General features: G+C 32.0%; 26 protein-coding genes. 1 reads left to right on the top strand and 25 read right to left on the bottom strand.

Going from position 1 to position 25,367, the window contains the following annotated elements; genetic code table 11:
* Window positions 1-109: 109 nt before the first annotated feature.
* The 4 genes from C7958_RS07725 to C7958_RS07710 form a co-directional block, all read right to left on the bottom strand.
* The gene (locus tag C7958_RS07725) at window positions 110-754 is read right to left on the bottom strand and encodes an amino acid ABC transporter permease (RefSeq protein WP_111572097.1); all 645 of its coding nucleotides are present in this window, start codon (window positions 752-754) and stop codon (window positions 110-112) included.
* Window positions 754-1,512 (bottom strand): amino acid ABC transporter ATP-binding protein, encoded by a 759-nt coding sequence (locus C7958_RS07720; protein ID WP_111572096.1) that lies wholly within the window; start codon window positions 1,510-1,512, stop codon window positions 754-756. Before C7958_RS07720 ends, C7958_RS07725 begins: the two co-directional genes overlap by 1 nt.
* Complete coding sequence (locus tag C7958_RS07715; protein ID WP_111572095.1) at window positions 1,502-2,188, bottom strand: amino acid ABC transporter permease; 687 nt, start codon at window positions 2,186-2,188, stop codon at window positions 1,502-1,504. Before C7958_RS07715 ends, C7958_RS07720 begins: the two co-directional genes overlap by 11 nt.
* A gap of 306 nt (window positions 2,189-2,494) precedes the next feature.
* Complete coding sequence (locus C7958_RS07710; RefSeq protein WP_111572094.1) at window positions 2,495-3,235, bottom strand: basic amino acid ABC transporter substrate-binding protein; 741 nt, start codon at window positions 3,233-3,235, stop codon at window positions 2,495-2,497.
* Between the two features lie 292 nt (window positions 3,236-3,527).
* On the opposite strand from C7958_RS07710, the gene C7958_RS07705 reads away from it, so the two are divergent.
* Window positions 3,528-3,995 carry a YbhB/YbcL family Raf kinase inhibitor-like protein gene (locus C7958_RS07705; RefSeq protein ID WP_111572093.1) on the top strand — a complete coding sequence of 156 codons (468 nt, stop codon included), beginning with the start codon at window positions 3,528-3,530 and terminating at the stop codon, window positions 3,993-3,995.
* 38 nt (window positions 3,996-4,033) lie between these two features.
* Here the strand turns inward: C7958_RS07705 and C7958_RS15635 are convergent, their stop codons facing one another.
* The 21 genes from C7958_RS15635 to C7958_RS16010 form a co-directional block, all read right to left on the bottom strand.
* Complete coding sequence (locus C7958_RS15635; RefSeq protein WP_166668497.1) at window positions 4,034-4,180, bottom strand: hypothetical protein; 147 nt, start codon at window positions 4,178-4,180, stop codon at window positions 4,034-4,036.
* Between the two features lie 49 nt (window positions 4,181-4,229).
* Window positions 4,230-4,352, bottom strand: coding sequence for a hypothetical protein (locus C7958_RS15920; RefSeq protein ID WP_258394134.1), 123 nt, complete (start codon window positions 4,350-4,352; stop codon window positions 4,230-4,232).
* 103 nt (window positions 4,353-4,455) lie between these two features.
* Window positions 4,456-6,033, bottom strand: coding sequence for an ATP-binding protein (locus C7958_RS07700; protein WP_111572092.1), 1,578 nt, complete (start codon window positions 6,031-6,033; stop codon window positions 4,456-4,458).
* 138 nt (window positions 6,034-6,171) lie between these two features.
* A complete protein-coding gene (locus C7958_RS07695; RefSeq protein ID WP_111572091.1) occupies window positions 6,172-6,996 on the bottom strand; it encodes a flagellin N-terminal helical domain-containing protein in 825 nt (274 codons plus the stop codon).
* A gap of 264 nt (window positions 6,997-7,260) precedes the next feature.
* Entirely contained in the window at window positions 7,261-7,818 is a 558-nt protein-coding gene (locus C7958_RS07690) for a FlgO family outer membrane protein (RefSeq protein ID WP_166668710.1), read from the bottom strand.
* Window positions 7,819-7,828: 10 nt separating this feature from the next.
* Window positions 7,829-8,638 carry a hypothetical protein gene (locus C7958_RS07685; RefSeq protein WP_111572089.1) on the bottom strand — a complete coding sequence of 270 codons (810 nt, stop codon included), beginning with the start codon at window positions 8,636-8,638 and terminating at the stop codon, window positions 7,829-7,831.
* Between the two features lie 34 nt (window positions 8,639-8,672).
* Window positions 8,673-9,890 carry a flagellar assembly protein T N-terminal domain-containing protein gene (locus tag C7958_RS07680; RefSeq protein ID WP_133960282.1) on the bottom strand — a complete coding sequence of 406 codons (1,218 nt, stop codon included), beginning with the start codon at window positions 9,888-9,890 and terminating at the stop codon, window positions 8,673-8,675.
* Window positions 9,891-10,138: 248 nt separating this feature from the next.
* Window positions 10,139-10,378, bottom strand: coding sequence for a hypothetical protein (locus C7958_RS07675; RefSeq protein ID WP_111572087.1), 240 nt, complete (start codon window positions 10,376-10,378; stop codon window positions 10,139-10,141).
* A gap of 332 nt (window positions 10,379-10,710) precedes the next feature.
* Window positions 10,711-11,274 (bottom strand): hypothetical protein, encoded by a 564-nt coding sequence (locus tag C7958_RS07670; protein ID WP_133986786.1) that lies wholly within the window; start codon window positions 11,272-11,274, stop codon window positions 10,711-10,713.
* Window positions 11,274-11,624: a hypothetical protein gene (locus C7958_RS07665; RefSeq protein ID WP_111572085.1), complete on the bottom strand. Its 351-nt coding sequence runs from the start codon at window positions 11,622-11,624 to the stop codon at window positions 11,274-11,276. The genes C7958_RS07670 and C7958_RS07665 overlap by 1 nt, the downstream gene beginning before the upstream one ends.
* Before the next feature lie 5 nt (window positions 11,625-11,629).
* The gene (locus C7958_RS07660; protein ID WP_111572084.1) at window positions 11,630-12,355 is read right to left on the bottom strand and encodes a TIGR04255 family protein; all 726 of its coding nucleotides are present in this window, start codon (window positions 12,353-12,355) and stop codon (window positions 11,630-11,632) included.
* A gap of 444 nt (window positions 12,356-12,799) precedes the next feature.
* The gene (locus C7958_RS07655; RefSeq protein ID WP_111572083.1) at window positions 12,800-13,225 is read right to left on the bottom strand and encodes a hypothetical protein; all 426 of its coding nucleotides are present in this window, start codon (window positions 13,223-13,225) and stop codon (window positions 12,800-12,802) included.
* 26 nt (window positions 13,226-13,251) lie between these two features.
* On the bottom strand, window positions 13,252-13,830 hold the full coding sequence (locus C7958_RS07650) for a hypothetical protein (RefSeq protein ID WP_111572082.1): 579 nt from the start codon (window positions 13,828-13,830) through the stop codon (window positions 13,252-13,254).
* 2 nt (window positions 13,831-13,832) lie between these two features.
* Complete coding sequence (locus tag C7958_RS07645; protein ID WP_208320742.1) at window positions 13,833-14,954, bottom strand: DegT/DnrJ/EryC1/StrS family aminotransferase; 1,122 nt, start codon at window positions 14,952-14,954, stop codon at window positions 13,833-13,835.
* 4 nt (window positions 14,955-14,958) lie between these two features.
* Window positions 14,959-15,702, bottom strand: coding sequence for a formyltransferase family protein (locus C7958_RS07640; RefSeq protein ID WP_111572081.1), 744 nt, complete (start codon window positions 15,700-15,702; stop codon window positions 14,959-14,961).
* 3 nt (window positions 15,703-15,705) lie between these two features.
* The gene (locus C7958_RS07635) at window positions 15,706-16,773 is read right to left on the bottom strand and encodes a Gfo/Idh/MocA family protein (protein ID WP_111572080.1); all 1,068 of its coding nucleotides are present in this window, start codon (window positions 16,771-16,773) and stop codon (window positions 15,706-15,708) included.
* A gap of 24 nt (window positions 16,774-16,797) precedes the next feature.
* The gene (locus C7958_RS07630; protein WP_111572079.1) at window positions 16,798-21,015 is read right to left on the bottom strand and encodes a glycosyltransferase; all 4,218 of its coding nucleotides are present in this window, start codon (window positions 21,013-21,015) and stop codon (window positions 16,798-16,800) included.
* A gap of 24 nt (window positions 21,016-21,039) precedes the next feature.
* Window positions 21,040-22,458: a flagellar filament capping protein FliD gene (gene fliD / locus C7958_RS07625; RefSeq protein ID WP_111572078.1), complete on the bottom strand. Its 1,419-nt coding sequence runs from the start codon at window positions 22,456-22,458 to the stop codon at window positions 21,040-21,042.
* A 16-nt stretch (window positions 22,459-22,474) separates the two neighbouring features.
* On the bottom strand, window positions 22,475-22,843 hold the full coding sequence (locus C7958_RS07620) for a flagellar protein FlaG (RefSeq protein ID WP_111572077.1): 369 nt from the start codon (window positions 22,841-22,843) through the stop codon (window positions 22,475-22,477).
* 89 nt (window positions 22,844-22,932) lie between these two features.
* Entirely contained in the window at window positions 22,933-24,078 is a 1,146-nt protein-coding gene (locus tag C7958_RS16015; protein ID WP_111572076.1) for a flagellin N-terminal helical domain-containing protein, read from the bottom strand.
* A 128-nt stretch (window positions 24,079-24,206) separates the two neighbouring features.
* Window positions 24,207-25,340, bottom strand: a complete 1,134-nt coding sequence (locus tag C7958_RS16010) for a flagellin N-terminal helical domain-containing protein (RefSeq protein WP_111572075.1) — start codon at window positions 25,338-25,340, stop codon at window positions 24,207-24,209.
* Window positions 25,341-25,367 lie beyond the last annotated feature (27 nt).

Here is a 25,367-nt window from a genome sequence, read left to right as displayed (position 1 = left end):
GAGCTTTATAAAGCAAAAAGACCTACTAATTAAATAAATAATTAGCAAGCCTCAACTTCGACAATTATCGACATATATCGGGTGGTACCCGGTACATGTACATTAAATTTTAAGGTATGGTAACCTTTTTCTCGATTCGATTAAAGATTGCCACAAAGAAGATGATTACAATTAAGTAAATCAGAGCAACTACAAGGTAAACATCAAAAAATTGATAGTTGCGGCTGGCAATTAATTTTCCTTCTGTCATTAACTCCCGGGCTCCAATTACATAGGCCAGAGAAGAATATTTAATCATATAAATAAATTCGTTGGTCCAGGAGGGAATTACCCGACGTAAAGCCTGGGGCAAAATAATATGTCTGATTCCCTGCCATTTAGTCATTCCAATTGACTGTGCTGCTTTAAGCTGACTGCCGCTGATCGACTGAATTGAACCCCTGAGGTATTCAGCCTGATAGACGCCACTGTTAATAATAAAACTAATAATGGCAGCTGTAATTGGACTCATATTTATCCCCCAGGAAGGAAGCCCATAATAAATTATAAAAAGCTGAACTAAAAGTGGTGTACCCCTGATAACTGAAATAATAGTTCTGACTACAGCCGAAACAAATTTATTTCCATAAATTTTCCCGAGTGCTAAAAAGGTTCCCAGAACTGTTCCCGAAAAACAGGAAATTATTGTTACAAAAACTGTGACCCCCAGTCCGCTTAAAAAGAGAGGGTAATATTCCATAAAAATATCCAGCATTAGTTCTCACCCTCACCATATAAATCAGTCAGCTGAAAAAGGAATTCTTTGGTTCTTTGATGATCGGGATCGGTAAATAGTTTTTCCGGATTTCCCTGTTCAACAATATTACCAGCTTCCATAAAAATTAACTCATCAGCAACACTGCGGGCAAATCCCATCTCATGAGTCACAACCAGCATAGTCATTCCCTCTTCGGCCAGGTTGCGCATAACTTTAAGCACCTCTCCGGTAAGTTCCGGATCCAGCGAAGAAGTAGGCTCATCAAACAAAATTAATTTGGGCTGCATGGCCAGGGCTCTGGCAATTCCAACCCGCTGTTTCTGACCTCCTGAGAGCTGTGAAGGATAGGAAGCCGCATATTCTTTGAGTCCAACCCGATCCAGCTCCAGCATGGCTAATTCTTCTGCCTCTTTTTTATTCATTTTTTTAACTTTGGTCAAACCTATCATAATATTTCCCTTTGCGGTCAGGTGATTAAATAGACCAAAATCCTGGAAAACAAAACCAATCTGCTGTCTGATCTCATTTATTTTTTTAGCTGAAGTAATTTCGGTATCTTCGAGATAGATTTTACCTCTGGTTGGTGGCACCAGTCGGATGATATTATTTAAGATTGTACTCTTACCGGTTCCACTGGGACCAACGATAACCTTGGTTTCCCCCTTATCAAGAGAAAAGGAAATTCCTTTTAAAACTTCTTCATTTTCAAAACTGTGGTGTAAATCCTCTATTTTTAATAAATGCTTAGTAGGCATCTGAATGTCCTCCTTCAATACCTATCCCCGGAATCTGATATTTTTTCTCAAACAGGGATAGACCGCCGTTGACGATAGTAGTAAGTATAAAATAAATTGCCGCAATGGTTAGATAAATTACCATCGGCTCATTTGAGGTTGCAATAAAATACTCTCCCTGTCTTAAAAGCTCTACCACTCCAATGGTAAAAGCCAGCGAGGTATCTTTTAGTACAATTGCAGACTCATTGGCCACAGGTGGAATTGCAATTCTAATCGCCTGGGGAGCAATAATATAAAAAAAGGCCTTTAATTTACCCATTCCTAAAGAACGAGCTGCCTTCATCTGAGAGCCACCCACTGACTGAATTGCACCTCGATAAATCTGGGACTGATAGGCTGCAGAACGGAGACCAATTCCGATTACTGCTGCTCTAAAAATTGGAATTCTTAATCCCAATCGAGGCAGGCCATAATTGATCAGCAAAAGCATTACCAGCAGTGGAATACTGCGGGCCAGGCGCTCATAAACTACAACAATTCCCTGCAGCACTTTGTTGCCGTAAACCTGAGCAAAGGCAATTGGCAAACCAACTACTATCCCGATTAAAAGACTCCAGAAAGTAAGCTGAATTGTTACCAGGGTTCCCTCTAAAAGATAGGGGAGTGCGTCTATAATTAATTCTAATTTATCCATAATCTGTCCTTTCTAAAAATAATTATTGTCAGAATTTGATTTCTAAGCTCAACCTAAGTTAATTTGGCTTAGATTATAAGCTGAAAAGGTAAATCCCTTTCTAAATCTGCTTAAAAATAAGGTTACAATTTACCTTTTTAACTTATAATCCAAATAATATTATATCTACTTAGTTTAAATAAATCAAACCCGGGCAGCATAAATTTTAAAAAGGACCTTTCCCGCCAACAATTAAGTTTTAATTCCATTAATTATAAAGGCGGGAAAAGTCCTGATATTATTATGCTAATCTATTTTCGGTCAATTTTATTCAAAATACTTCTGGATCAGTTCTTCCATGGTACCATTGTTTTTTATCTTTTCCAGACCAGCATTAATTTCTGCCAGCAGTTCTTCATTTCCTTCTCCAACAGCAATACCGTATTCTTCACCTGTAATAATTTCGGCTACTACTTTTACCGGATTATTCTGGCTGTAAGTTTCGGCAACCGGCTTATCCAGTACAGCTGCATCGATATTTTGATTAGCTAAATCTCTAATTACAAAGACATAGGAATCATAATTTCTGAGCTCACCTGTCAGAACCTCATCCTCCAGCAGGTTATCTCTGACCCAGGTATCTCCAGTGGTACCTGTCTGGACACCAACATCTTGATTACCAAAAAGAACAGTCAGATTAGCATCAGATTCCTCGTGAACCAGTACAGACTGATTGGCAGAATAATAGGGATCAGAAAAATCAACAACTTCTTCTCTAGCTGCAGTAATTGTCATTCCAGCAGCCACAATATCCAGACTACCTGAAGCCAGTCCCGGTATCAAGGAGTCAAAACTGATATCTCTGACCTCTACCTCAAAACCCTGCAGTTCAGCAATTTCTTTAATCAATTCAATATCAAAACCTACAATTTCACCATCTTCTACATATTCAAACGGTGGGAAACTGGCATTAGTACCAACCACATAGGTCTGGGCCATTACACCTGAACTTAAAACTAAGACAGCCGCCACAACAAAAATAAAAACTAAACTCTGCTTAAATTTCATAAATATTTTCCTCCTTTAAATTTGTGCTCTCTCTTCTCGCTTCTACCCAATTTTTTAAATAACAGTATTAAAATAAGTAGAAATTTATCTTAAAATTTATTATATCACAATCCTTTAGCAAGCAAAAGTATTTTTTTAATTTAATATCTGCAAAATGAATATCCTTTATTTTCTGAATACTTTCTGTTATTATATAATTGAAAGAAAAAGGACTGAAGTTGGATAAATGTAAAGACTAAAAGTGATGGATAGCTTTTCGAAGCAAGTCGAAACAAGAAAGGAGGCCAAACTTATGGGAGAAGATCTGATTGTTAAATCTGCCTTTGAAGATGGTGGTTTTATTCCTGAAGAGTATACGGCTGATGGAAGGGATATTTCTCCACCCCTGATCTTTGAAAATGTTCCCGCTGAAGCTGAAACTCTGGCAGTTATTGTCGATGATCCAGATGCTCCAGGAGGAGCTTTTACCCACTGGCTGCTCTGGAATATACCTGCAGATATTAGTGAAATATCCAAAAATATTGAGCCAAAAGGTGAAGTTAAAGGTCTCAAAGGAGCACTGCAGGGGAAAAATGACTTTAATGAATTAGGTTATAAGGGTCCTGCCCCTCCCGGTGGAGTTCACACCTACAGATTTTATGTCTACGCTCTGGAGGATAAGCTTGATTTAGAAGTGGGAGCTGACAAAGAAACTCTGCTGGAAGCAATGGAAGGCCATATCCTGCAGAAAGCTGTTTTAAAAGGTGAATATACCCGCTGATAGTAATTAACCAGTCCTATTCAGGACTGGTTTTTTATTTATCTTGCCTTGATTTCTATTTCCTTACCAGAAAAAGCAATCCCCAGTTTCACAATTTGAGCAAAAGTATCTATATCCGCTTCAATTAGAGCTTTAAGCATTAGAGCTAATTTTTTACTGCTGATATTTTCTTCAAACCAGTCCAATATAATTTCTTCGTAAATATAGTTTATTTCCCGATTTGGAATTTCCAGTTCAGCCCCTCTTTTCTCTCCAAAGCAGCTGCAGATATTCTGTTAAACGCTGCAGAGACTTTTGATAATTCACCTGATCAGCTTCTAAATTTAAAATTTGTTGATAGATTTTTTTCTGCCTCACTTAAAACATTCTTTTCCAGCAAATAGTCATGTTTTTGATATTCTGCTGCAGTTCTTTAAAATCACTGATTCCAAGGGGTAATTTTTTCATTAATGCCACCTCATTAATTAATTGTCTCGATTAAATGCTCAGAAATATTTTTCTGATCTGTTGAAAAATTGATTCCAATCAGTATTATTTCTTTATCCTTTAGCTTATACTTATCTGCATATCCCTTTTCCTTAATTTGTTTAATTGCCCGCTCTGCACTCTGATTTGCCTTAAATTCAATTATAAAGACTTTATCTTTACTCTCTACCACCATATCAATTCTACCTCTGGCGGTTAATAACTCCGAATCAATTTTAAGTTCTCTATCAGCTAAAAGTTCTGCGATCAGATAAAACATAGTGTGATAATAGCTTTCTCGTTCAGAAGCAGCTGCAGGGATATTTATATTAGCGATGCTTTCAAACAAATATCTTATATTGACGATAAATGCTTCTAAATCAAAATTATTAATAGCAAGCCTCAATTTTCTTATCAGAGAAAGATCAGCCTCATAATTACTCAACTCACTAATTAAATTCTGAGAAAAAGCTGTTTCTACTTCCTGATTGGGATAACCTAATCTTAAAAAATCACGGCCAAGTTTTTCTTTAATAGTTAGGTATCCAGTCTGAAATAGAAGTGGGATTAACTGCAACCTGGTAATATCATAAGCTTTGAGCTGACTTTTGAATACTTCCAGATCAGACAGTTTTGGAATCTCATACTGTTCGTCTTTTAAAAGTTCAATTAAAAAACTGGGAGTCCCGCTTTCAAACCAGTAATTATCTATTTTTTTTGCAGCAAGTGCTTTTGCTATCGAGTAGGGATTATAAACTCTAATATCTTCATCACTGAAGCGAAAACCATTGTACATCCTCTTAAATTCAGCATATAATTCTTCTTTGCTTATTTCTGTTTCAGCCGCAAACTCTTTAAAATATGGTTCAAAATTATGATGAAGTTCTTTTTCAGTGTAACCCAGCATATGTGAAAATCCAGGATGCATATCAAGTTCTTTCAGGTTATTTAAAGTTGAAAAAATTGAAAGTTTACTAAATTTAGAAATACCAGTAATGAAAACTAATTCGAGATGTTTTACCAGTGGTTTTAAGTTGTCATAGATAGTTTTTAAGAAGTTTTGATTAGACTTTGCTATTTTAATCTCCTCTGGATCCTGACTCAAATGAGAAATTATTGCTTTATCATATTCATCAATCAATAGAACGACTCTTTTATTTTCTTTTTCGCTGATCTTAATTATCAGCTCTTCAAATTTAGAACTGATAAGAGTCGAATTAAGTTTTAAATCATATTCTTGCGCATAACCATTTAAAAATTCTTCCATCTCAATTTTTAAATTTTCTGTTGTACTGTGTTCTAATCGATTAAAGTCCAGTCTGATAATAGGATACTCTTCCCAGCTCCAATCTTTATCATAAATAAATAAACCCTTAAAGAGCTCTTTTTTGCCCTGATAAAACTTCTCCAGGGTATCAATGAAAAGTGTTTTACCAAATCGCCGCGGTCGAGACAAAAAATAATATTTATCACTGCTGATTATTTTAGCTAAAAATTCTGTCTTATCTATATAAAGATAATTATTTTGTCTCAACTCTTCAAAATCAGAGATGCTTGTACTCAGCTTTTCCATTAATGCCACCACCCTTAAGCTTCTATTAAGTCTATTATACCATATAAAACTGCTTACATAAAAAGAAAACCGTCAGAGGAATGTTATGATACTTCCAGAATAGACGGTTGAATGTTTTAAGTATTTGACTAAACTATTTTAACCCAGAAGCTGCAGGATTCCCTGGGGCATCTGATTGGCCTGAGCTAAAACTGCAATCCCTGCCTGCACTAGAATCTGATAGCGGACCATATTCATTATCTCTTTGGCCATATCAACATTAGAAATTCTGGATTCAGCAGCAATTAAATTGGTTTCTGTGGTACTTAAATTATTAATTGTGTGGCCCAGTCTATTTTGAACCGCTCCCAATTTTGCTCTTTCAGAAGAGACTTTTGAGATAGCCTCATCAAAAATAGAAATAGCATCAGCTGCTGACTCGTGATCGGTCAGTTTAATAACCTCTCCACTGCCGTCGACTACTCCCAGAGCTTGAGCTCGCATATCAGAAATCTGAAGCCCCAGGGTCTGTCCCTGATTGGCTCCAATTTGAAAAATACCATCAAAGCTTCCATCCAGCAGGCTTTTGGTGTTAAATTGAGTGTATTCTCCAATTGAGCTTAATTCCTCAGCTAATTCTGCAATCTCTTTCTGAATTTCTCCGCGATCCGTTTCACTATAAGTGTCATTGGAAGCTTGAACAGCCAGTTCCCGCATCCGCTGGAGTATGGAATGGCTTTCTTTGAGTCCACCTTCTGCTGTCTGGACTAAAGAAACAGCATCCTGGGCATTCCTCTGAGCCTGACTGAGTCCATTAATCTGAGCCTTCATTTTTTCACTAATTGCCAGTCCTGCTGCATCATCAGCTGCACTATTGATTCTTTTGCCTGAAGAGAGGCGTTCAAATGATTTAATTAAACTGTTGTAGTTATGAGTTAAGTTATTATAAGCCTTAAGTGCTGCGATATTTGTATTGATAATCACCTTAATACCTCACCTCCTTGATATTCTATCTAATAACAATAATCGGTAAATAAATATCAAATATTAAATCTGATTAAAAGAGATTACATTGATTTATCTCTCTCATCCTGACTTATTATACTGTTTATCATCGATATCATGTAGAACAATATCAACTAAATAAAATCAAAATAGAAAAATCCTGCTGCATCAAAATTGACACAGCAGGAGTCTTATTATCAAACTAATTATTAAAATGTCGAATGATATCTAGTAACCATATCTCTAATTCATCGTCCTCTGAATATAGTTTTCACCAAGCATAGAATGAATAATCTCATCTTTTTCCAAAATCAGCTTGACTGCAGAGTGAATATATCCGGTTTCTATAGAAACTAATTTAGCAATTAAATGAATTTCCTTTTTTATATTATAATATTTACCAATTATTATACTATCTGCACCCAGCAGTTCTCCAATTTTTTCCGATGTATCCTGTTTTAAAACTCCAGATGTCATTCGATCCTGTTCTTCTAAAACAGAATTTAAACGCTGACGTTCTAAAACTCTAATATTCTGGTCACTCTCATTAATTAAAGTTATGGTTATGTTTTCACTAATAAAGTTACTGAGCTGGGTTTTTTGATTGTTTTGATTTAAAAAATCAGCAACCGCTATTTTATAATCTTCATCTCCCGGAATTGTCATAAAAAGATCAGATGTCAACTCAGAGACTATTGTATTTACAGCATCTCCAAGGCTGTCAGCTGCTGCCGGAAGCGTTGTTAAAATTAAAATAATAACAGTCAGAAACAGTATTTTTTTATCAAATAATTTAGTCATCACTTGACCTCTATTCATCAATAACGGCTACTACATTAGCCTGTCTAAATACTTTTGTACTTTCTAATTCTTTATTTATTTTTACTGCATCTTCGTTGCTGATAACTACAACAGTACCATCTTCGCCATTAACCTCAACTGCCTCTACAATTAAAGGGGTCTCACCAACACGTGGTAATTCCGAAGCTCTTTCTATAGAAGGAGCAAATCCGACCAGACCTTTATCTACAGCTGGTTCAAAAAGTGCTTTTGTATTATCATAAACCACTGTTCCATTCTCAGCTTCAATTCTAAACATTACCTGTGGATTTAAATTAACATTCCGGGCATCAATTACAAGTCCGGTATAATTTGTTTCTCTCGCAGCAGGCTCTGTGGCAAATTCTGTACTCTGTTCTTCGTAGAAAACACGGTTAAATTCATCAATATCTTTGCGCATTGTGACCTGATATATTCCTTCTTCCCATTTTTCGCTGCCCTCTACAACATATGTACCATCAATAAATCCTTCCAGAGTTTGATTGATTTTAGAATTGGCCATTGCATTAACCACAGTTACATCTTTAGTAATATGTACTCCTTTGATATATTCCAGCATTTTGGCTCGAGCATCAACAATTGCCCCTTCTCTAGCTAAAACCTTAGCCTGAGCTGCATTAGACATATTATCTGGAGCAACTGCCATCCCAGTTGTTTCTACTGATCCTTTAAAATACTTAACCATTACATTAGAAATCAAATCTTCGTCGGCACTGACTGCAGATGAAATTGTTAAAAGAAAGAATGCTGTAATCAATACTGCTGTTAGTAATTTTTTCATTAGTATCATCTCCTGTTTGATAGTTAAATTGTTTTTATAAATTGGCAGTAAGTTCTAAATAATCGGGTCCCAGCTCCATAATCTTTAAAGGGAATTCTTCTTCATTGTTGAAACGCTCTGCCAGTACATCTGTACTCTGCATTACATTTAGAATGTAGGAAGCTGAGTTATCAGCAAAACTGTGAAGCTTAAAGCTTTTTATTCCTTCAAGTTTTTTTATTACTTTCTCCAGAGAAGTTAAATCTCCATAGGAGGCTAAATTATTTACTTTTAACTTTAAACTTTTCTGGCCGCTGTTTAGATTAATTAACGGCATAAGTTCTTCTGTCAGTCTTACAGCTCCTGAGCTGCCTACCTTTTCTACAGCAATTTCTAAAGCTCTATTGGGATCTTCTGCATAGGCTTTTTCAGTAAATTTAATTTCCTTTAGCTTTTCTCCTGTCTGAGCACTATAAACAGAAAATGAACTTTCTACTCCCTGAATGATTAAAGGTCCAAAAGAAAATTCTTTTTCCCCCAGTCTGACTGAATCATGTTTACCAGTAATTAGAAGCTCAAAAGGCCATTTTCGCTTAGAACTTGTGAGCAGTTTTGGAGCATTCTGCTGCCACTGCTCTGAGCTTCCCAGTGAGTTTAAAAAAATATTTTCTATATCGCCAGCAGCTAATTCAAAACCAAGCTGCTGCAGCTCATTTTTTAAAAACTGCTGTATTCTTGCTGCATTGGGATTAACTCCTGAGATCGCTCCCAGAGATCTTTCTATAGCAGCTACCTCTGCCTGAAATTCGTTAACCGAAGTTCTGGTTAAAGTTTCTATCTGAGCATCATCCATCAACAGCAAAATACGGGGATTACTAGTTTGAGTTTTAATGATCATCTTTAATTCTTCTAAATCGGAAAAAAGTTTAGAAGTTACTTCTGCCTTTATTTTTAACTGATAGATTCCCTCTGCAGCTGATTCTTCTAAAATCTGATAACTGCTGACATAGCCTTCAGCCTTAGAGAAAATCCGACGGCTGATCAGTTGAGAATTTTCTACCAGTATCGATTTATTAATATAATTCCCAGCTGCTTTTTGAACTGCTTCTAAAAATGCATTTTGTAGTGCTTCTCTGCGGGCCAATTCTGCTCCTGCAGTAATATCTGCTTCAGTGCTAACTGTTACCTCTTCAGCCCGAGTTAATGGTGAAATCACTATAATTAAAATTAAAATAATCATTATTCTTAATAAAGCGCTCCTAATTATTTTCACCTCTTTTCTGCCAATTATATCCTTCGTTATTATAATCGTTTAGAGTTGTTATTTTCTTAAATACTCTCAGCTCTGCTGTGAGTGAATAAAATCACCAGAACTTAAATTAAACCTTATTTACATGTTTATACAATTAAGTTTAAAAATATTATAAAAGGGTAATTATAATATAATTCCTTTTATTTTGTAATTTTATGTCGAAAAATATCATTAAACATCAGAAAAACCACCTTCTGCAAGGTGGCTCATTAGTCCTGATCATATTCTATTGTGTTGCTGATAATAAATTTATCCTCTCGAATATATTTGCGGATTAACTTTTCATCAACACCGGTCTCTTTGTGTATTTTTTTGACTGTAGAATTGGGATGGTCCCAGAGATAATCTTTAATCTGACGAAGTTTGTACTGATTTTTTTCCTGACAATCATCACAGAGGCCGGAGTCATTTTTAGTTAAATCACCGCAGATGTAGCAGTTTTTAACCATATTTTATGTCCTCCATTATCTTTTTATTGGATTATATCTTTATTTTAACAAATTTGAGGTTAAAAATCCACTAATTGCAATTTTTAATTAACAAATTAAGGGTTTTAATATCTTTGATCATATTTTACTCTTTTTAATTTATTTACTATAATTTTAGCATATTAATTATTAAATAAAAGTAGCAATTTATCGATGTTAATATGTCTTTTTTTAAAAACTATCTATATATTAAAACCGCTATCAGAAATACCTCGCTTTATTGTTATTTTTTTCACAAAAATAATTAAAATAATACCATTCCTTAAGACACCAGAGAAAACTTAAATTTCATATTAAACTTCTCGCATTTCTTGAACTTCAGTATCTTCCGGTCTCATAAAATGAACAGTTAATTTGGCCAAAAATAAATAATAACCAAAATCACTTAATGATGCTTCTTTTTGAATGATTTCATTATTTAAGAGTTTATTGATTAACCCTTTAGAAAAACTACTAACTAAACTTAAATCTACAACATAGTCATCATATCTATGGCCGGGAAAATATAACAATTTATAGATTCTATTTTTCTTTAAAGTATCATGATTTACTTTTAAGTTTGCTAGTGGGATTAAAGGGGCAAATAACAGAACATCATCATTTTCAGCATCACAAGTATTAGAAAGTAATAATGCTTTTAATTCTTTTTCAATTATTTGACCACCTTCACTAATTTTGATGAATTTAAGTTTATCAAGAATATCTCCCTGACTTAAAAAAGAAAAAGAATGGTTAGTAAAACACTTATAGCGACCACCATTTTCCTCAAACTGTTTGAGAGATTCTTTTACTTCATCAGCTATATAAGGGTCTATTGAAGGAAATAAAGATTTTGTGAAATCTATAAATTCCGGCATCATATATCATATAACTTCCTTCCGGTATTATTAAATAGTTCATCAATTGATTCTTTATATAACTGTGCTTCTTTCTTAGTAAAGTCTCTACTCTCCTTAAAGATATCTAAAATAATCTTTTTAGAATTTATTTCGTTATCAATTATTTTGCCAATAGATAAAGCGCTGCTATATCCACGATTGATATTATTCATTATATTTATTGCTTTTTTTAAATCAGAATCACAAATATATTCTGCTTCAATAGATTGGAATTCTTTTTCTTTTTTATTATCCTTATCTTTCCTGATTATTGTTAAAGATAAAGAAGAAGGACCAAAGTCATTTAGAGGAGCTGTAATAGCTGGCATACTTATTATACCTCCTTATTCAATATTTCACGAGTTTTATCAGTTATACAGGACTCAAAGGCAGTTTTAATACTCTCATGAGCTTTATCAAGCCAATTATTATATTCTTTTATATTTTCCGGATTAGTGGTCATAAAATTAAAATCTAAAACAATAAAATTCACATCAGTTAATGGGTTACCAACCGTTAAATATAATTTTGAGTCTAATTCGCTATATTCTAGCTCATTTTTAATAAGAAATTTATTTGATTTTTTATCAATGGGTAGTTTAGGCGCTATCTTAAAATAGTTGCTGTAATCCGAACTAAAACTTTGTTTTTCAAATTTATTAATATATCTAAGTTTCATATCCAGTATCTTTACTTCGGGAAGCATTTTTTTGTATTTATCAAAATATTTTTTAACTTTACTCCTAAAATTAACCCACTTATTATATTCTAAAAAATTGATAGTGAAAGTTTGTGGAGTTATCTGAATAAAAATCTGTTCCTCTTCATTAATAAAAATTAATTTATTGGTCTCTTCCGTTGCGGGATTATTTAAATAAAAATCTTCATCTTTATTTTCAATGTTGAATATTAATCCTTTTTCCTGTTTCTTTTTTGAAAAAACTTCTTTAATTTCATTATAATACTCAGATGGAATAGTCCAATCCCAATCCTCATTACTCTCAAAATTGACTTCAAATAAGACTTCTGCCAAAAATGAATTTGGATATACCTCAGTCATAATTGTCCTCCGTTCATCTAAAAAAATATAATCCCTATATTAATAATTAAACATAGAAGGAATTTTTCCTTTATTTTATTGAAATTTATGTTAAGAGAATACCACCTTTTAGATTACTCAATTTGATAATCAATCTTTCTTTCGGTAAACACTCTGCTATATATAGATGACGTACTCCATCTGGATTTAATCTTCCTACATTACACTTCTCTAATAGTGGAGCTTTTAATTTTTCTTCTTTTTCTATGGATATTTCTGAGGTGTTTTCAATATATGATTTTAAAATTTAAAACTGTGACTCTTAAATGATGACCTTTTGTTTTTTGTATCCTTATCAGTAGCTACATATATTTTAGGAATAATATCACACTTTTTTTGTTTTATATAATAATAATTCTGATTTAAGTATTACACAAAACAAATAAAAGGTCAAAAATGAAAATTCTATACCTTTTCATCCAGCAATTTCTGACTGCTGCTGTCTTCAGCATAGATAAAACGATCCCTACCTGAAGCTGTTATTTTAAGGCTTACTTTACCGATTCCAAATTCTTCGTTAACCTGCTGATGTATAGCAGACTGAAGCTCTGTTAAATTATACTCCCCAGGCTCTATTTTCACAGCTTTATTACGATTATTATGGTTAATAAAAAAGATATTATTGCTGTCATTAATTCTTATTGGCCTTTTAATTGCATTAGAAGCTGCAAAGTCTTCCAGATCATAGGTGACTTTTTCTAGCTGCTGTGATTTAGTAAATCTGTCACCTTTTTCTAGTTTATTTTCATTTTTTTCAGGCTGATTTAACTTTTGAATAAGTAAATTTTTAATTTGAGTTAAGACAGAATTAGTTTTTTCTACAGCAGACATTTTATTCACCTCTTTATAATATTTTATTAGTTTGTTTCTTCTAATAACTGTTTATTAAACTCACTTAATGTTTCCAGATATGAAATGATTTCAGCTTCTAGTAGATCAGCCAGGTCATTATACTCTTCTTTTTTTAAAGAAATCATGGTACGATTTAAAGCAAGATTAAACTTTTCAATGTAGTTCTTTAAATTTTTGGACAATGTATCTTCTTCTCTTAAATCAAGAATACTATTTAAAATATTTAAATACCATTCTAAACCATCAATACTATGATTCAATAGTTCAGAAGCCTGATCAATACTACCTGTTCTTAACTCTTCTGCAGTATCTTTTAAACCCTGTTTTAATTTTGGTAAATATTTTTCAGCTTCCCGAAGACTTTCTGCTATTAATTGATTAACATCTTTGCTTATAAATTTAATCTTATCAAATCTTTCTAAATCTAAGTCATTATTAAGAAAATAATCTAAAGTAACTTCAATTTCGTCTAAATATATTTTTTCTATTATTTCTTTTTCTAACTCTAAATTGATATTTTCAGCTATTTCTAGTTTGTTAATACTATTTATTTCTAATAATTCTTCATTCAAATATATATTCATAATTATCCTTTCTGTAATGATAATATTTTATCCACAATTTCAGTTTGTTCTTTTGATGTTAATTCTGGCCACATAGGTAAAGATAATATCTCTTCACTTACCTGTTCAGTTACAGGGAAATCTCCTTTTTTATAACCCAAATAGTTATATGCAGGCTGCAAATGTAGTGGTATTGGGTAATGAATCCCAGCTGAAATATTATTATCTTTTAATTTGCTTTTTAATTCATCTCTATCATTAACCCTTACTACATAAAGATGATAAACATGTTTAGAATCATCTCTAACAAAGGGAGTTACAATATCTTTATCTTTTAGAAACTCATCATATTTTTCAGCATTCTTAATTCTCATCTCTGTCCACTGATCTAAATATTTTAATTTTATTCTTAAGACTGCAGCCTGAATAGAATCCATTCTGCTGTTATATCCCTCTATTTGGTGAGTATACTTTTCATTATATCGGCCATGATTACTAAGCATCTTTGCTTTTTTAGCAAGCCCATCATCATTTGTTACCAGGGCTCCAGCATCGCCAAAAGCACCTAAGTTTTTACCTGGATAAAAAGAAAAAGTAGCAAAGTCTCCGTATTCTCCGGGACCCATACCATCAATTTGGGCTCCATGCCCCTGGGCTGAATCTTCGATTACTTTCAGATCATACTTATCCGCTATTTCCATTACTGCTGGCATATCCGCCATCTGGCCATATAAATGCACTGGTATTATTGCTTTAATGTTTTTTTCATCTATATTTTTCTCTATGTATTCTTCCAGTTTTTCTGGAGACATAGTATAAGTTTTTTCATCTATATCTACAAAATCAACCTCTGCTCCAACAGCTGTTACTGCTTCAGCTGTTGCAATAAAAGTATGTGGCACTGTAATAACTGTATCTCCTGGACCAATGTCTAAAGCTTTTAAGGCTATCATTATAGCATCAGTACCATTACCACAGGCCACTGCATTTTTTACATTACAATAATCTGAAAATTCTTTTTCAAATTTTATTATCTCTTTTCCACCAATAAATCTGGTATTATCTATTATCTTTTTTATTTTCTCCATTACCTCATCATAAATTAAGTCATATGAATCAGATAATTCCATAAAAGGTATAGACACAAAATCACTTCCAATCTAATGTTAAAAATATTTTTTGTTCGTTAAATTTTATATAAGGGGGCTCAAAAGGTGGAAAATATAATGCCCGAACATATCTATGTATCTTTTCTTTTGACCATGATAGATTTAATTCCTTTATATCATAAATATCTTTTCTTTCATAATAATGTAGCGACCTAGATTCTATTAGTTTATCTTGTGAAATTGGTTTATAATCTAAATTAATTATATTGTCTATATTTTCTTTAAATAATTCAACTGACTTCTTTTCTGTTAATTTATATAAATCTCCAACTACTATATTTGAGTCAATTTTAAATCTTTTTTCATATAAAATATCTCCTGAGTCCACGCCTTCATCCATAATATGAAGGGTAGTCCCAAATTCTCTTTCTTTATTAATAATTGCAAAAGTAAATTGGTTACACCCTCTATAATCCGGTAAAGGAGCCATATGTAAATTAATAGCTTCATACTTAGGTAAATTTAATATTTCTCGCTTTAATATTTTATGATACTGAACAGAGAAAATGAAGTCAAAATCTAAACTATCTAAATCATCTAAATTTAAGATAGGAATATTATTATCATTTGCTAATAAAGCAACTCTATATTTATCATTCCACCAAACATCTTGGCTTAATTTCTTAGTTAATACTCCTAATACTTTAATATTACAATTTTCTATTAAACTACTTAGACATTTATATCCAATTGGTTTATTTCCCATAAAAATAACTTTTTTCATCGTTTATTTCTCCCTTATCCCCAACTTGCTTTTCTTGGGCTCAAACCTAAGTTTTACAGTCTCCCCTGTTTCAGCAGCTTCGTAGATGGCATTAATAAGTTCTAGAGACTTTCTTCCTTCCAAACCATCAACAAGTGCTTTTTTATCATTTTTAACTGCATCAATGACATCAGCAATATATCGTTTATGACCGAAACCATAAACATTAGGCGGATTTTCTTTATATTCTCCCATCACAGTTTTGTCACTTTCTCTTTCATCTTCAAACTGCCAGGTTTCCATTTTGTTGACTGCATAACCACCAATTACTACAGCACCCTTTTCTCCCATTACAGATAAAGAACCTTCTAGATCACTGGGGCGAGTTGCTGTTGTAGCCTCTATTATTCCAATAGATCCATTAGCAAATTTAATGATTACAGCTCCTGTATCTTCAACCTCAATATCTACTAATCTAGTTGCAGTTTGAGCTGACACTTCAACAGGTTCCCCCATCATCCATTCTAAAAGATCAATATGATGAGATGCCTGATTTGTTAAAGCACCACCATCCATAGACCAAGTACCTCTCCAGTCATCCATATCATAGTAATGCTGATGCCTAGACCATCTTACTCTAACAGTTCCCATAACCATCTTCCCAAAGCGACCTTCTTCTACCGCTTCTCTCAATTTCATTACAGGTAAATTGTATCTATTCTGTTTAACTACAAATAATCTAACTCCATTTTCATCACAGGTTCTTATCATTTCATCTGCATCATCTAATTTTAAAGCCATCGGTTTTTCTACAATTATATTTTTTTGATATTTGCTTACGATATCTATTGTATGTTCAGCATGTAAACCACTTGGAGTTAAAATATTAACTATATCAACATCTTCATTCTGTAGCATTTCATCATAACTTGTATAATATGGAATATTGAATTTTTCTCCATATTCTTTTGCTTTATCTTCTTTAAGATCACAAACAGAGACTAATTTTGCTTCCTCAAGTTCATTTAATGCTTCTGTATGTTTTTTGGCTATTCTTCCACAACCAACTAATGCAAATTTGAGTTTTGTCATGATATTCTATTCCTCCATAAATAACTAAGTAATGATTGGGTTAATTAATTTCTCAAATTTAAGTATCAAATTATCTTTATTAATATAATTATCATTAGCAAGTATATTTTTGTTTTTTATGATATTCGCTTCTATATTATTTATGTCCCAAATATTTTCTATATTTATATTTTGTTCTTTAAAAATATCATCTTTCCCATTTTTGGTTATTATTAATACTTTCTGAGATAAACCAAAACCTTTTGAAACTAAACATTTTCTTTCTAACATAGACAACCATTTAGCTAAAATTTCTTTTGATTTCAAAGGCAAGTTCGATCCACCAAAAATATTATTAATATATTTAAATAAATTAATAACATCCGCTTTATTCTCCTCCAATAAATTTGCATCAAATGGATTATTCATAAAAAAAGATGTAGGTAATAAAGCAAATAAATCCAATCCATTTTTATTCAATATCTTTTTTATATACTCAATATCTCTTATAATAACATGTTCGGATTTACTTTTTGTACCGATGACTGATATTGGATCAAAGAGAATAACAATTCCATTATCTTTTAAACTACTATAAATGTTTTTTATTGTAGCATTATATTTTTTTTCATTAGTTTGATGTAATAAAACATCTGCTGCAAATATCAAATCATACTTGCTATCACCAAAATTATCTGGGTTAGATATATCTCCATGAATAAAATTAAACTCTTTATATTTTTTAGATAATTCAACTATAGATTTTTTTGCTATGTCGATTCCCCGATATTTACCAACATTTGACTTGAAAAAATAATCTGTAAATATTCCTATCCCAGGTCCTAATTCTAAAATATCTTTGTTTTTTAAACTGATAAATGATTTGTTTACTATGTGTTTTAATATATCAAATCTTATATTATACAGATATTTGTTATAGATTTTACCTAATCCAATATATCCAACACCTTCTATGTCAAATTTATTATTCAACCTCATATTCCAATATGAATTATAATCGAATTCATGTTTTGAATTTTCCTTATTAATTTTTTCCAGTAATGATTTAGTCTTTGATATTTGTTTTTTTAAAGAGTAATTGTTTTGAATGAATTTCTTGTATTCCATTGAACTATAATCAGAATTTCTAATCAATTCTATACCCTGATTAATAGAATTCCAAATATATTTTTCAGGATAAATATTTTTTGCTCCAACAAAGTTATGAACAATTGGTTTTATTCCTTTACTCATAGCCTCCATAATAGATAAATGTTGACTTTCTAACACACTACTAGAAATTATATAATTTTTATTTTCTAACCACTTATCAATATCATCCTGCCAACCTTCAAAATAAACATTTTCCTGAAGATTCATATCTTTTATCATTTGCTTAAAATATAATGAATACCTTGCTTGTTCAAATTTACCAGCAATGAATAACTTATACTTTTTATTAATATCTGCTAATGCTTTAATAAGTTGCAATGCAAGCATTGGACCTTTTTTATAATTTATTAATCCTACATATGCTAAATTATATCCATGTTTTCTTCTTCTGTAATTAAATTTATTAGCATTTAACCCATTCGGAATAATAACAGATTTATTCTTAATATTTATTCCCTGTAACTGATTTAAAACAAATTCTCTAATATGTTCTGCTACAAAAATTATTCTATCAATATTTGACCAATTAACTTTACTTATATAATTAGTAAAAGCTTCATAACTATGCAACCTACAAACCATTTTCTTGTCTCTAGCTAAATCTAATTTGCTACCATAGATAACTAATTCATCACACCATTCAAACCACACTATATCTGACCATTCAATCCATTTATCGATTTGATCATATTTATTTACAATTACTTTTTTAGTTTCATAAAAATCAGATAGACCTTTAATGAGATCATCAATAAAATTGTCTAAGCCTTTTTTACAAAAGAAAACAACTTTTTCTTTTTTGCTAATATCAGCACTTTTATTATTAGTTTTAATACGATTTAAAGATTTTTCAACTTCTTGGATTTCTACCTTATTTTTAGCTAACTCTTCTGCTCGATGATATTGAACAATACTTCTTTCTAATTTATCTAAGTTTTCATAAACAAAAGATAAGTTAAAGTTCAAATCAAAATTATTAGGATAGATTTCTAATCCTTTAATTAAAACTTCTTTAGCTTCTTCTAAAAAACCCTTATTAATTAAAATAATTGATTTCATAGAATATATATCTTCATCAATTTTAAATCTTTGTTGATATTCTGTTAGTGTTTTTTCAGCCCCTATTAAATTATTATTAGATATCATTGTTTCTACCTTAGATTTAATATCATCTTTGATCTCTTCCATTTTATTAATCTTACCTTGCTCTTCTTTAACCTCTAACATCAAAGTCTCAACAACTTTTTTCATTAAAGGATAAATATCGATTGCTTTACGTAAATATTGAATATAAATCTTTAAGTCATCTTCTTTAACCTCAAAAGCTTTATACATATAAAGTAAAAATGCTTCTTCTTCACTTTTCAATTCATATATTAGCTCATTTTTAATAATTTCCTTAGTATATAATTTTTCTATATATTTTTTCCCAGCACTTAAATAATTTTCAATAATAGTTTTATTAGTTTTCTCAACTTCATTATCTAAAGCTAATAGATAACGACTTAGAGATTTATTAACTCTTGCCTCAGCAATTCCTTTAACATCCAAATCAACAAAAGACATCATAACATCAGATAAATCATCATACTTATCATTTAAATAACTAATAAATCTGTTTAAATTTTCTTCCCTAATATTAGTTAGTAATTTATAAGTAGTGTCATTATTTTTCATTTTTAATAAATAATAAAAAATATCCCCATAATAGTCAGGGTTAGTATTATAATTAATATCTACCAATTGCTCAATATTAACCTGATAACTTTTTTGATAAATATTTTCTCTAACCTTATTTAATAAACTATATTCTCTATTATCTTCTAAATCAGTAAAAAGTGAATTAACTTTCTCTTTTTCTTCAATAATTAAATTAGATTTTAATTTTTCTAAAAGATTAATGAATTTAGTTTTTAAATTTTTATTTTCTAATTGTTCAAGATAAAACTTTTTAAGCTCCATATGTCTCCGATTATTTAAACAAATAGAAATAAAGGGATGAATAGCATGTTGTAATTGTGAATTAACATCTATTTTAAAAGCTGCTTCAATCGCATAATCTGTTTCAATTTCTAAATCTGCAGCTAAAGCAATAATAAAACGATAGGCTATATTATAATTTCCCATTGTCTCATCATCAACAGATGTATCGATTTTACTGTTAGTTTGATCATAATTATTTATTAATTTAATATATTCCTTAAAATTACTTAATCCTTCTTCTTTTTTTCCCTGTAATAATTGTGCCCTGGCTAAATAATAATATAAATCTACATAACCATCTTTAATATCAAGCGCATTTTCAACAATTTTTTCTGCCATTTTATAACGATTATTAATTAAATACATCTTAGCTAATTGAATCAAAACATACATTCTAATTGATAAATCAAGATCATTTTCTTGAGCTACTTTATAAGCCTCTTCAATAGCATCCAGGGCATCTTCCTGATCTTTATGCATGTTATAACTTTTAGATAACTGAAACCAATAATAAACGTTGGTTGGATCTTTTTCTAATTCTTGTTTTAAAATATTAGAAGTTCTCTTGAATTTTTTTTCAATCAAATCTTCATCAGAAGATACATAGCCATAATGTTCTAGGATAGTATCTAATTCATAGACAGGCTTTTTGTATTGGGGTTGGTTGTGTACTGCACCTTTATAATGAAAATCTTTAGTTTCAAAAAGTCTTGCCTGTAATATCTTTGAAAATCTATTTTCTTCTAAGTTAGTATAGTTTTTCTGTGTAACAAATACAGTTTTATATTCCTTATAATTACCACTCTTAAAAAAATCAATTATTGTTTTAGGATTAGAAACAACTTCATCACCATCTAAAGTGAAAAACCAATCACCATTCGCATAATCAATTACAGTATTTCTCATCTCAGAAAAATTATCATTCCATTCATGAAAGTAAACTTTATCGGTATATTCTTTTGCTATTTCTACTGTATTATCATCAGAGCCGGTATCAACAATAACCAGCTCTGAATCAAGTTCTTCTCTAATACTTTCTAAACTACTAAGACATTCTGCTAAGTGTTTTTCTTCATTTTTTACCATCATTCCTATTGTAAGTAACATCTTAATGTTTACCTCCTATTAAATCTACATCATACTGCTAATACTGGAGCTATTTAGAGAATTTATTTGACTTGTCATCCAGCTTGACTGCTGCTGCATCTCTGCTAAAGCAGTTTCCATAGCTGTAAATTGACTTTCATATCTTTCTCTAGTTCTCTCTAAACTATCTTCAAGTGATGTAATATCATCATCAATTCTACTAATTTGATTATCAAAATAATCTAATCTTCTTGGAATCACACCAGTATTTGACTGAATTAATTGATCTACATATCCATCCAGTTTATTAGCAACACCATCATATCCTTCTTCATCAGATGATGCTTTAAACAAATTCATAACTTGTTCTGGTGATTCCTGAAGAGCTGAAGTGAATTTTTCACTATCTAAACTCATTACTCCCTCACGATCAACACTTATTCCAACTGCAGAAAGACTACGATAATCACCAGTTGTATTAATTCTATCTGTAGCAAGGTTACGCAAACGCATTTGAACTCTCATTAAAGTACTATCACCCTGTAGAGTACCTGCATCCTCACTATCAGAATCATAATATGACTTAGAATCAATAAAATTCATAGTACTATTGTATTGATCAACAAAGGCTTGTACTGCTTTTGTTGCTTTACCAGTATCCTGTTCGACTGTAATTGTTGCAGTCGAATCAACTTCTGCATCTTTATCTATATTAAAAGTAACACCTTCAACAGCTTCACTAAAACTATTGCTTGAGCTGGTTATATTGGTAATCCCATTAATTTCTATTTCAGCATCATTTGCTGTCTGAAGAACTGCTGCATTACTAATATCATTCAAATCACCAGAAAAACCTAGTTCTGTCATTAGCCCATTAGCATTATCGGTTATTGAGAGTGCATTTTCTAAACCGGTCTCAGCACTTTCTAAAACAAGATGGCCATCTACAATCGAGGCGTTAACTCCTGCCTCAGCTTCATTTATTTTATCCGCTAAAGATGATAGAGTATCATCATTTGTAACAGAAATAACTGCTTCGTTATCTTTAGATTCATTAAGTATTATATCTCCACTTACATCAGCAAGATTTGTTAACTCATCTGTTAAAAGATTATCTTTATTCAATTTTTGAGTACTACCCAGGCGATTACTTTGAGCTGTTTGCTTTACGGTAACATCATAAATTCCTTTATCCGCCTCACTACTAACAGTTGCATTAGCAACTTCCTTAGCATCAGATGAAGCTTTATTTGAATTAAATGTAGATGATAACTTTAAAGGAGATAACTTTTTTTCAAGATTATTTATGCGACTATTGACATCTCTCCAGGCACTCTTTGCTGTATTTAATTCAGTTTTTTCTGCTTCATACCTATAAAGAGGCTGTCTCTCAAACGACATTAACTGCTGTATAATCGATTCTGTATCCATTCCACTTGCTAAACCACCTAAACTCATTGCCATTTAAACCACCTACTTTCTAAACTTTCTCGTCAATTAATAAGCCGACCATTTCGTGAATCCTTGCTGATAAATCCAGCATCTCTTCTGGTGGTAGTTCTTTTATTACTTCTTTTGTTCTTCTATCTATTACTTTAACCATCATTCTATCTGTTTCATCATGTACTTCAAATGATAGATCTTCTTTTACTTTCTGAACTATATCATTGATATCTTTTACAGATTCTCTAACATCATCTTCAAGTTCTTCCTGGCTATATTCATTTATTTCTTGAAGAGATTCAGGTTGGCTTTTTATGCTTTGATCTACTTCTTTCATACGCTTATTATCATTATCAAAACTCTGTCTGCTTATTTTTGAGACAGATTCAAAACTATCTACTTTCATAACAGCCTCCACCCTTTCTAATAAATAAGCCAGCCGGAAAACCGGCCGGCTTATTATGAATTTATATTATATTTTATCTCTTCAAGTTATTAACCTAAGAGTTGTAATACTCCCTGTGGCATTTGATTAGCCTGAGCTAACATTGCTGTTCCTGCCTGAGAAAGTATCTGCTGCTTACTCATATTCATCATTTCTTTAGCCATATCTACATCTTTAATACGACTATTAGCAGCTGTTAAGTTCTCTTCAGAAGCACTTAAGTTGTTGATTGTGTGATCAAGTCTGTTCTGTACAGCACCAAGTTTAGATCTTTCCGCTGAAACTGTTTTAATTGCCTCATCTAAAGTTGTTATTGCTGCATCTGCTTTTTCCTGTGTTGATACATTTATTCCTGTTTCTGCATTATATGTTGCTGTTGTTCCACTTGCACTCAATTCTTCTTCTAATGAAATTGTTCCTGCAACTTGAGTAGCACCAAAATCAATACTAACGGAGTTACCAGTTGAAGCAGCAGCATCATCTTCAACAGCAGCATCCAATGTAGTAAATGAAGTAGGTTCTGTCTCAGTTGAATAACCAACAACTTTACCCTCATCATTACGTAAAACTGTTTCAGCTGATGTCAGAGTACCAGTAGCAACTGAATTATCAAATTCTTCTATACTAAATTTACCTCCACCAGCTATAGCAGTACCAGTAGTAGCTCCTGTTACTTCAGTCGCCTGATCTGAAACATCTAGAGCATTAGCTCTCATATCATTAACTGAAACTTCCATGTTCTGACCTTCATTAGCACCAATCTGGAAAGTACCCGCAAAATCACCATCTAATAATGCCTTAGTGTTAAACTCAGTTGTTTCACCAATTCTTGTTATTTCTTCACTTAACTGGTCAATTTCCTTTTGAATTTCTGCTCTATCGTCACCTGTGTTTGTATCGTTTGCTGACTGAACAGATAATTCTCTCATTCTCTGTAAAATAGAGTGTGTTTCTTTTAAAGCACCCTCAGCTGTTTGAATCATTGAAATACCATCCTGAGCATTTCTCTGTGCCTGTGCTAGACCTCTTGTCTGTGAGTTCATTTTTTCACTGATAGCTAATCCTGCAGCATCATCAGCAGCTCTATTAATTCTTGAACCTGATGACAATCTCTCTAAAGACTTCTGCATGTTGTTGTTTGTTTGACTTAGCTGATTGTATGAATTCAATGCAGCTACATTTGTGTTAATAATCATTTTTTATTCCTCCTTGAAATTTTTGTGTTATTCTTATTCCAACCCGCATCCTTGCAGGTTTTTATAAGCCAGCCGGAAAACCGGCCGGCTTATTATGAATTTATATTATATTCTATCTCTTCAAGTTATTAACCTAAGAGTTGTAATACTCCCTGTGGCATCTGGTTAGCCTGAGCTAACATTGCTGTTCCTGCCTGAGAAAGTATCTGCTGCTTACTCATGTTCATCATTTCTTTAGCCATATCTACATCTTTAATACGACTATTAGCAGCTGTTAAGTTTTCTTCAGAAGCACTTAAGTTATTGATTGTATGATCAAGTCTATTCTGTACAGCACCAAGTTTAGATCTTTCTGCTGAAACAGTTTTAATTGCCTCATCTAAAGTAGTTATTGCTGCATCTGCTTTTTCTTGAGTAGAAACATTTAATCCAGTTTCTGCAATATATTCAGTATCAGACCCAGTTCCTTCTACATCAACTGAAACGGTTCCTGCAATTTCCGAACCAAAGTCAAAATTGATAGTTGATGCAGTTCCACTACCACTTTCTAAGTCACTTAAAGAAGTAGAAGCCTCTAAAGCTGTATATGAAGAACCATTTGTACTAGATGCTACAACATCTCCATCAGCATCTTTCATTACGTAATTAGCACCATTGATTGTTCCAGTTGCTACTGCTGTATCAAGTTTTTCAACATCATAACTCCCAGAATCTTCAAAGGCAATAGTTGCTGAAGTAGTTTGTGTTGATTTATCAGAAACTCCTAATTCATTAGCTCTCATATCATTAACTGAAACTTCCATATTCTGACCTTCATTGGCACCAATCTGGAAAGTACCTGAAAATTCACCATCTAATAATGCCTTAGTGTTAAACTCAGTTGTTTCACCAATTCTTGTTATTTCTTCACTTAACTGGTCAATTTCCTTTTGAATTTCTGCTCTATCGTCACCTGTGTTTGTATCGTTTGCTGACTGAACAGATAATTCTCTCATTCTCTGTAAAATAGAGTGAGTTTCTTTTAAAGCACCCTCAGCTGTTTGAATCATTGAAATACCATCCTGAGCATTTCTCTGTGCCTGTGCTAAACCTCTTGTCTGTGAGTTCATTTTTTCACTGATTGCTAATCCTGCAGCATCATCAGCAGCTCTATTAATTCTTGAACCTGATGACAATCTTTCTAAAGACTTCTGCATGTTGTTGTTTGTTTGACTTAGCTGATTGTATGAATTCAATGCAGCTACATTTGTGTTAATAATCATTTTTTATTCCTCCTTGAAATTTTTATT

It is taken from the genome of Halanaerobium saccharolyticum (assembly GCF_003259895.1).
Taxonomy (GTDB): domain Bacteria; phylum Bacillota; class Halanaerobiia; order Halanaerobiales; family Halanaerobiaceae; genus Halanaerobium; species Halanaerobium saccharolyticum_A.
This window is presented reverse-complemented; position numbering and strand designations above follow the sequence as displayed.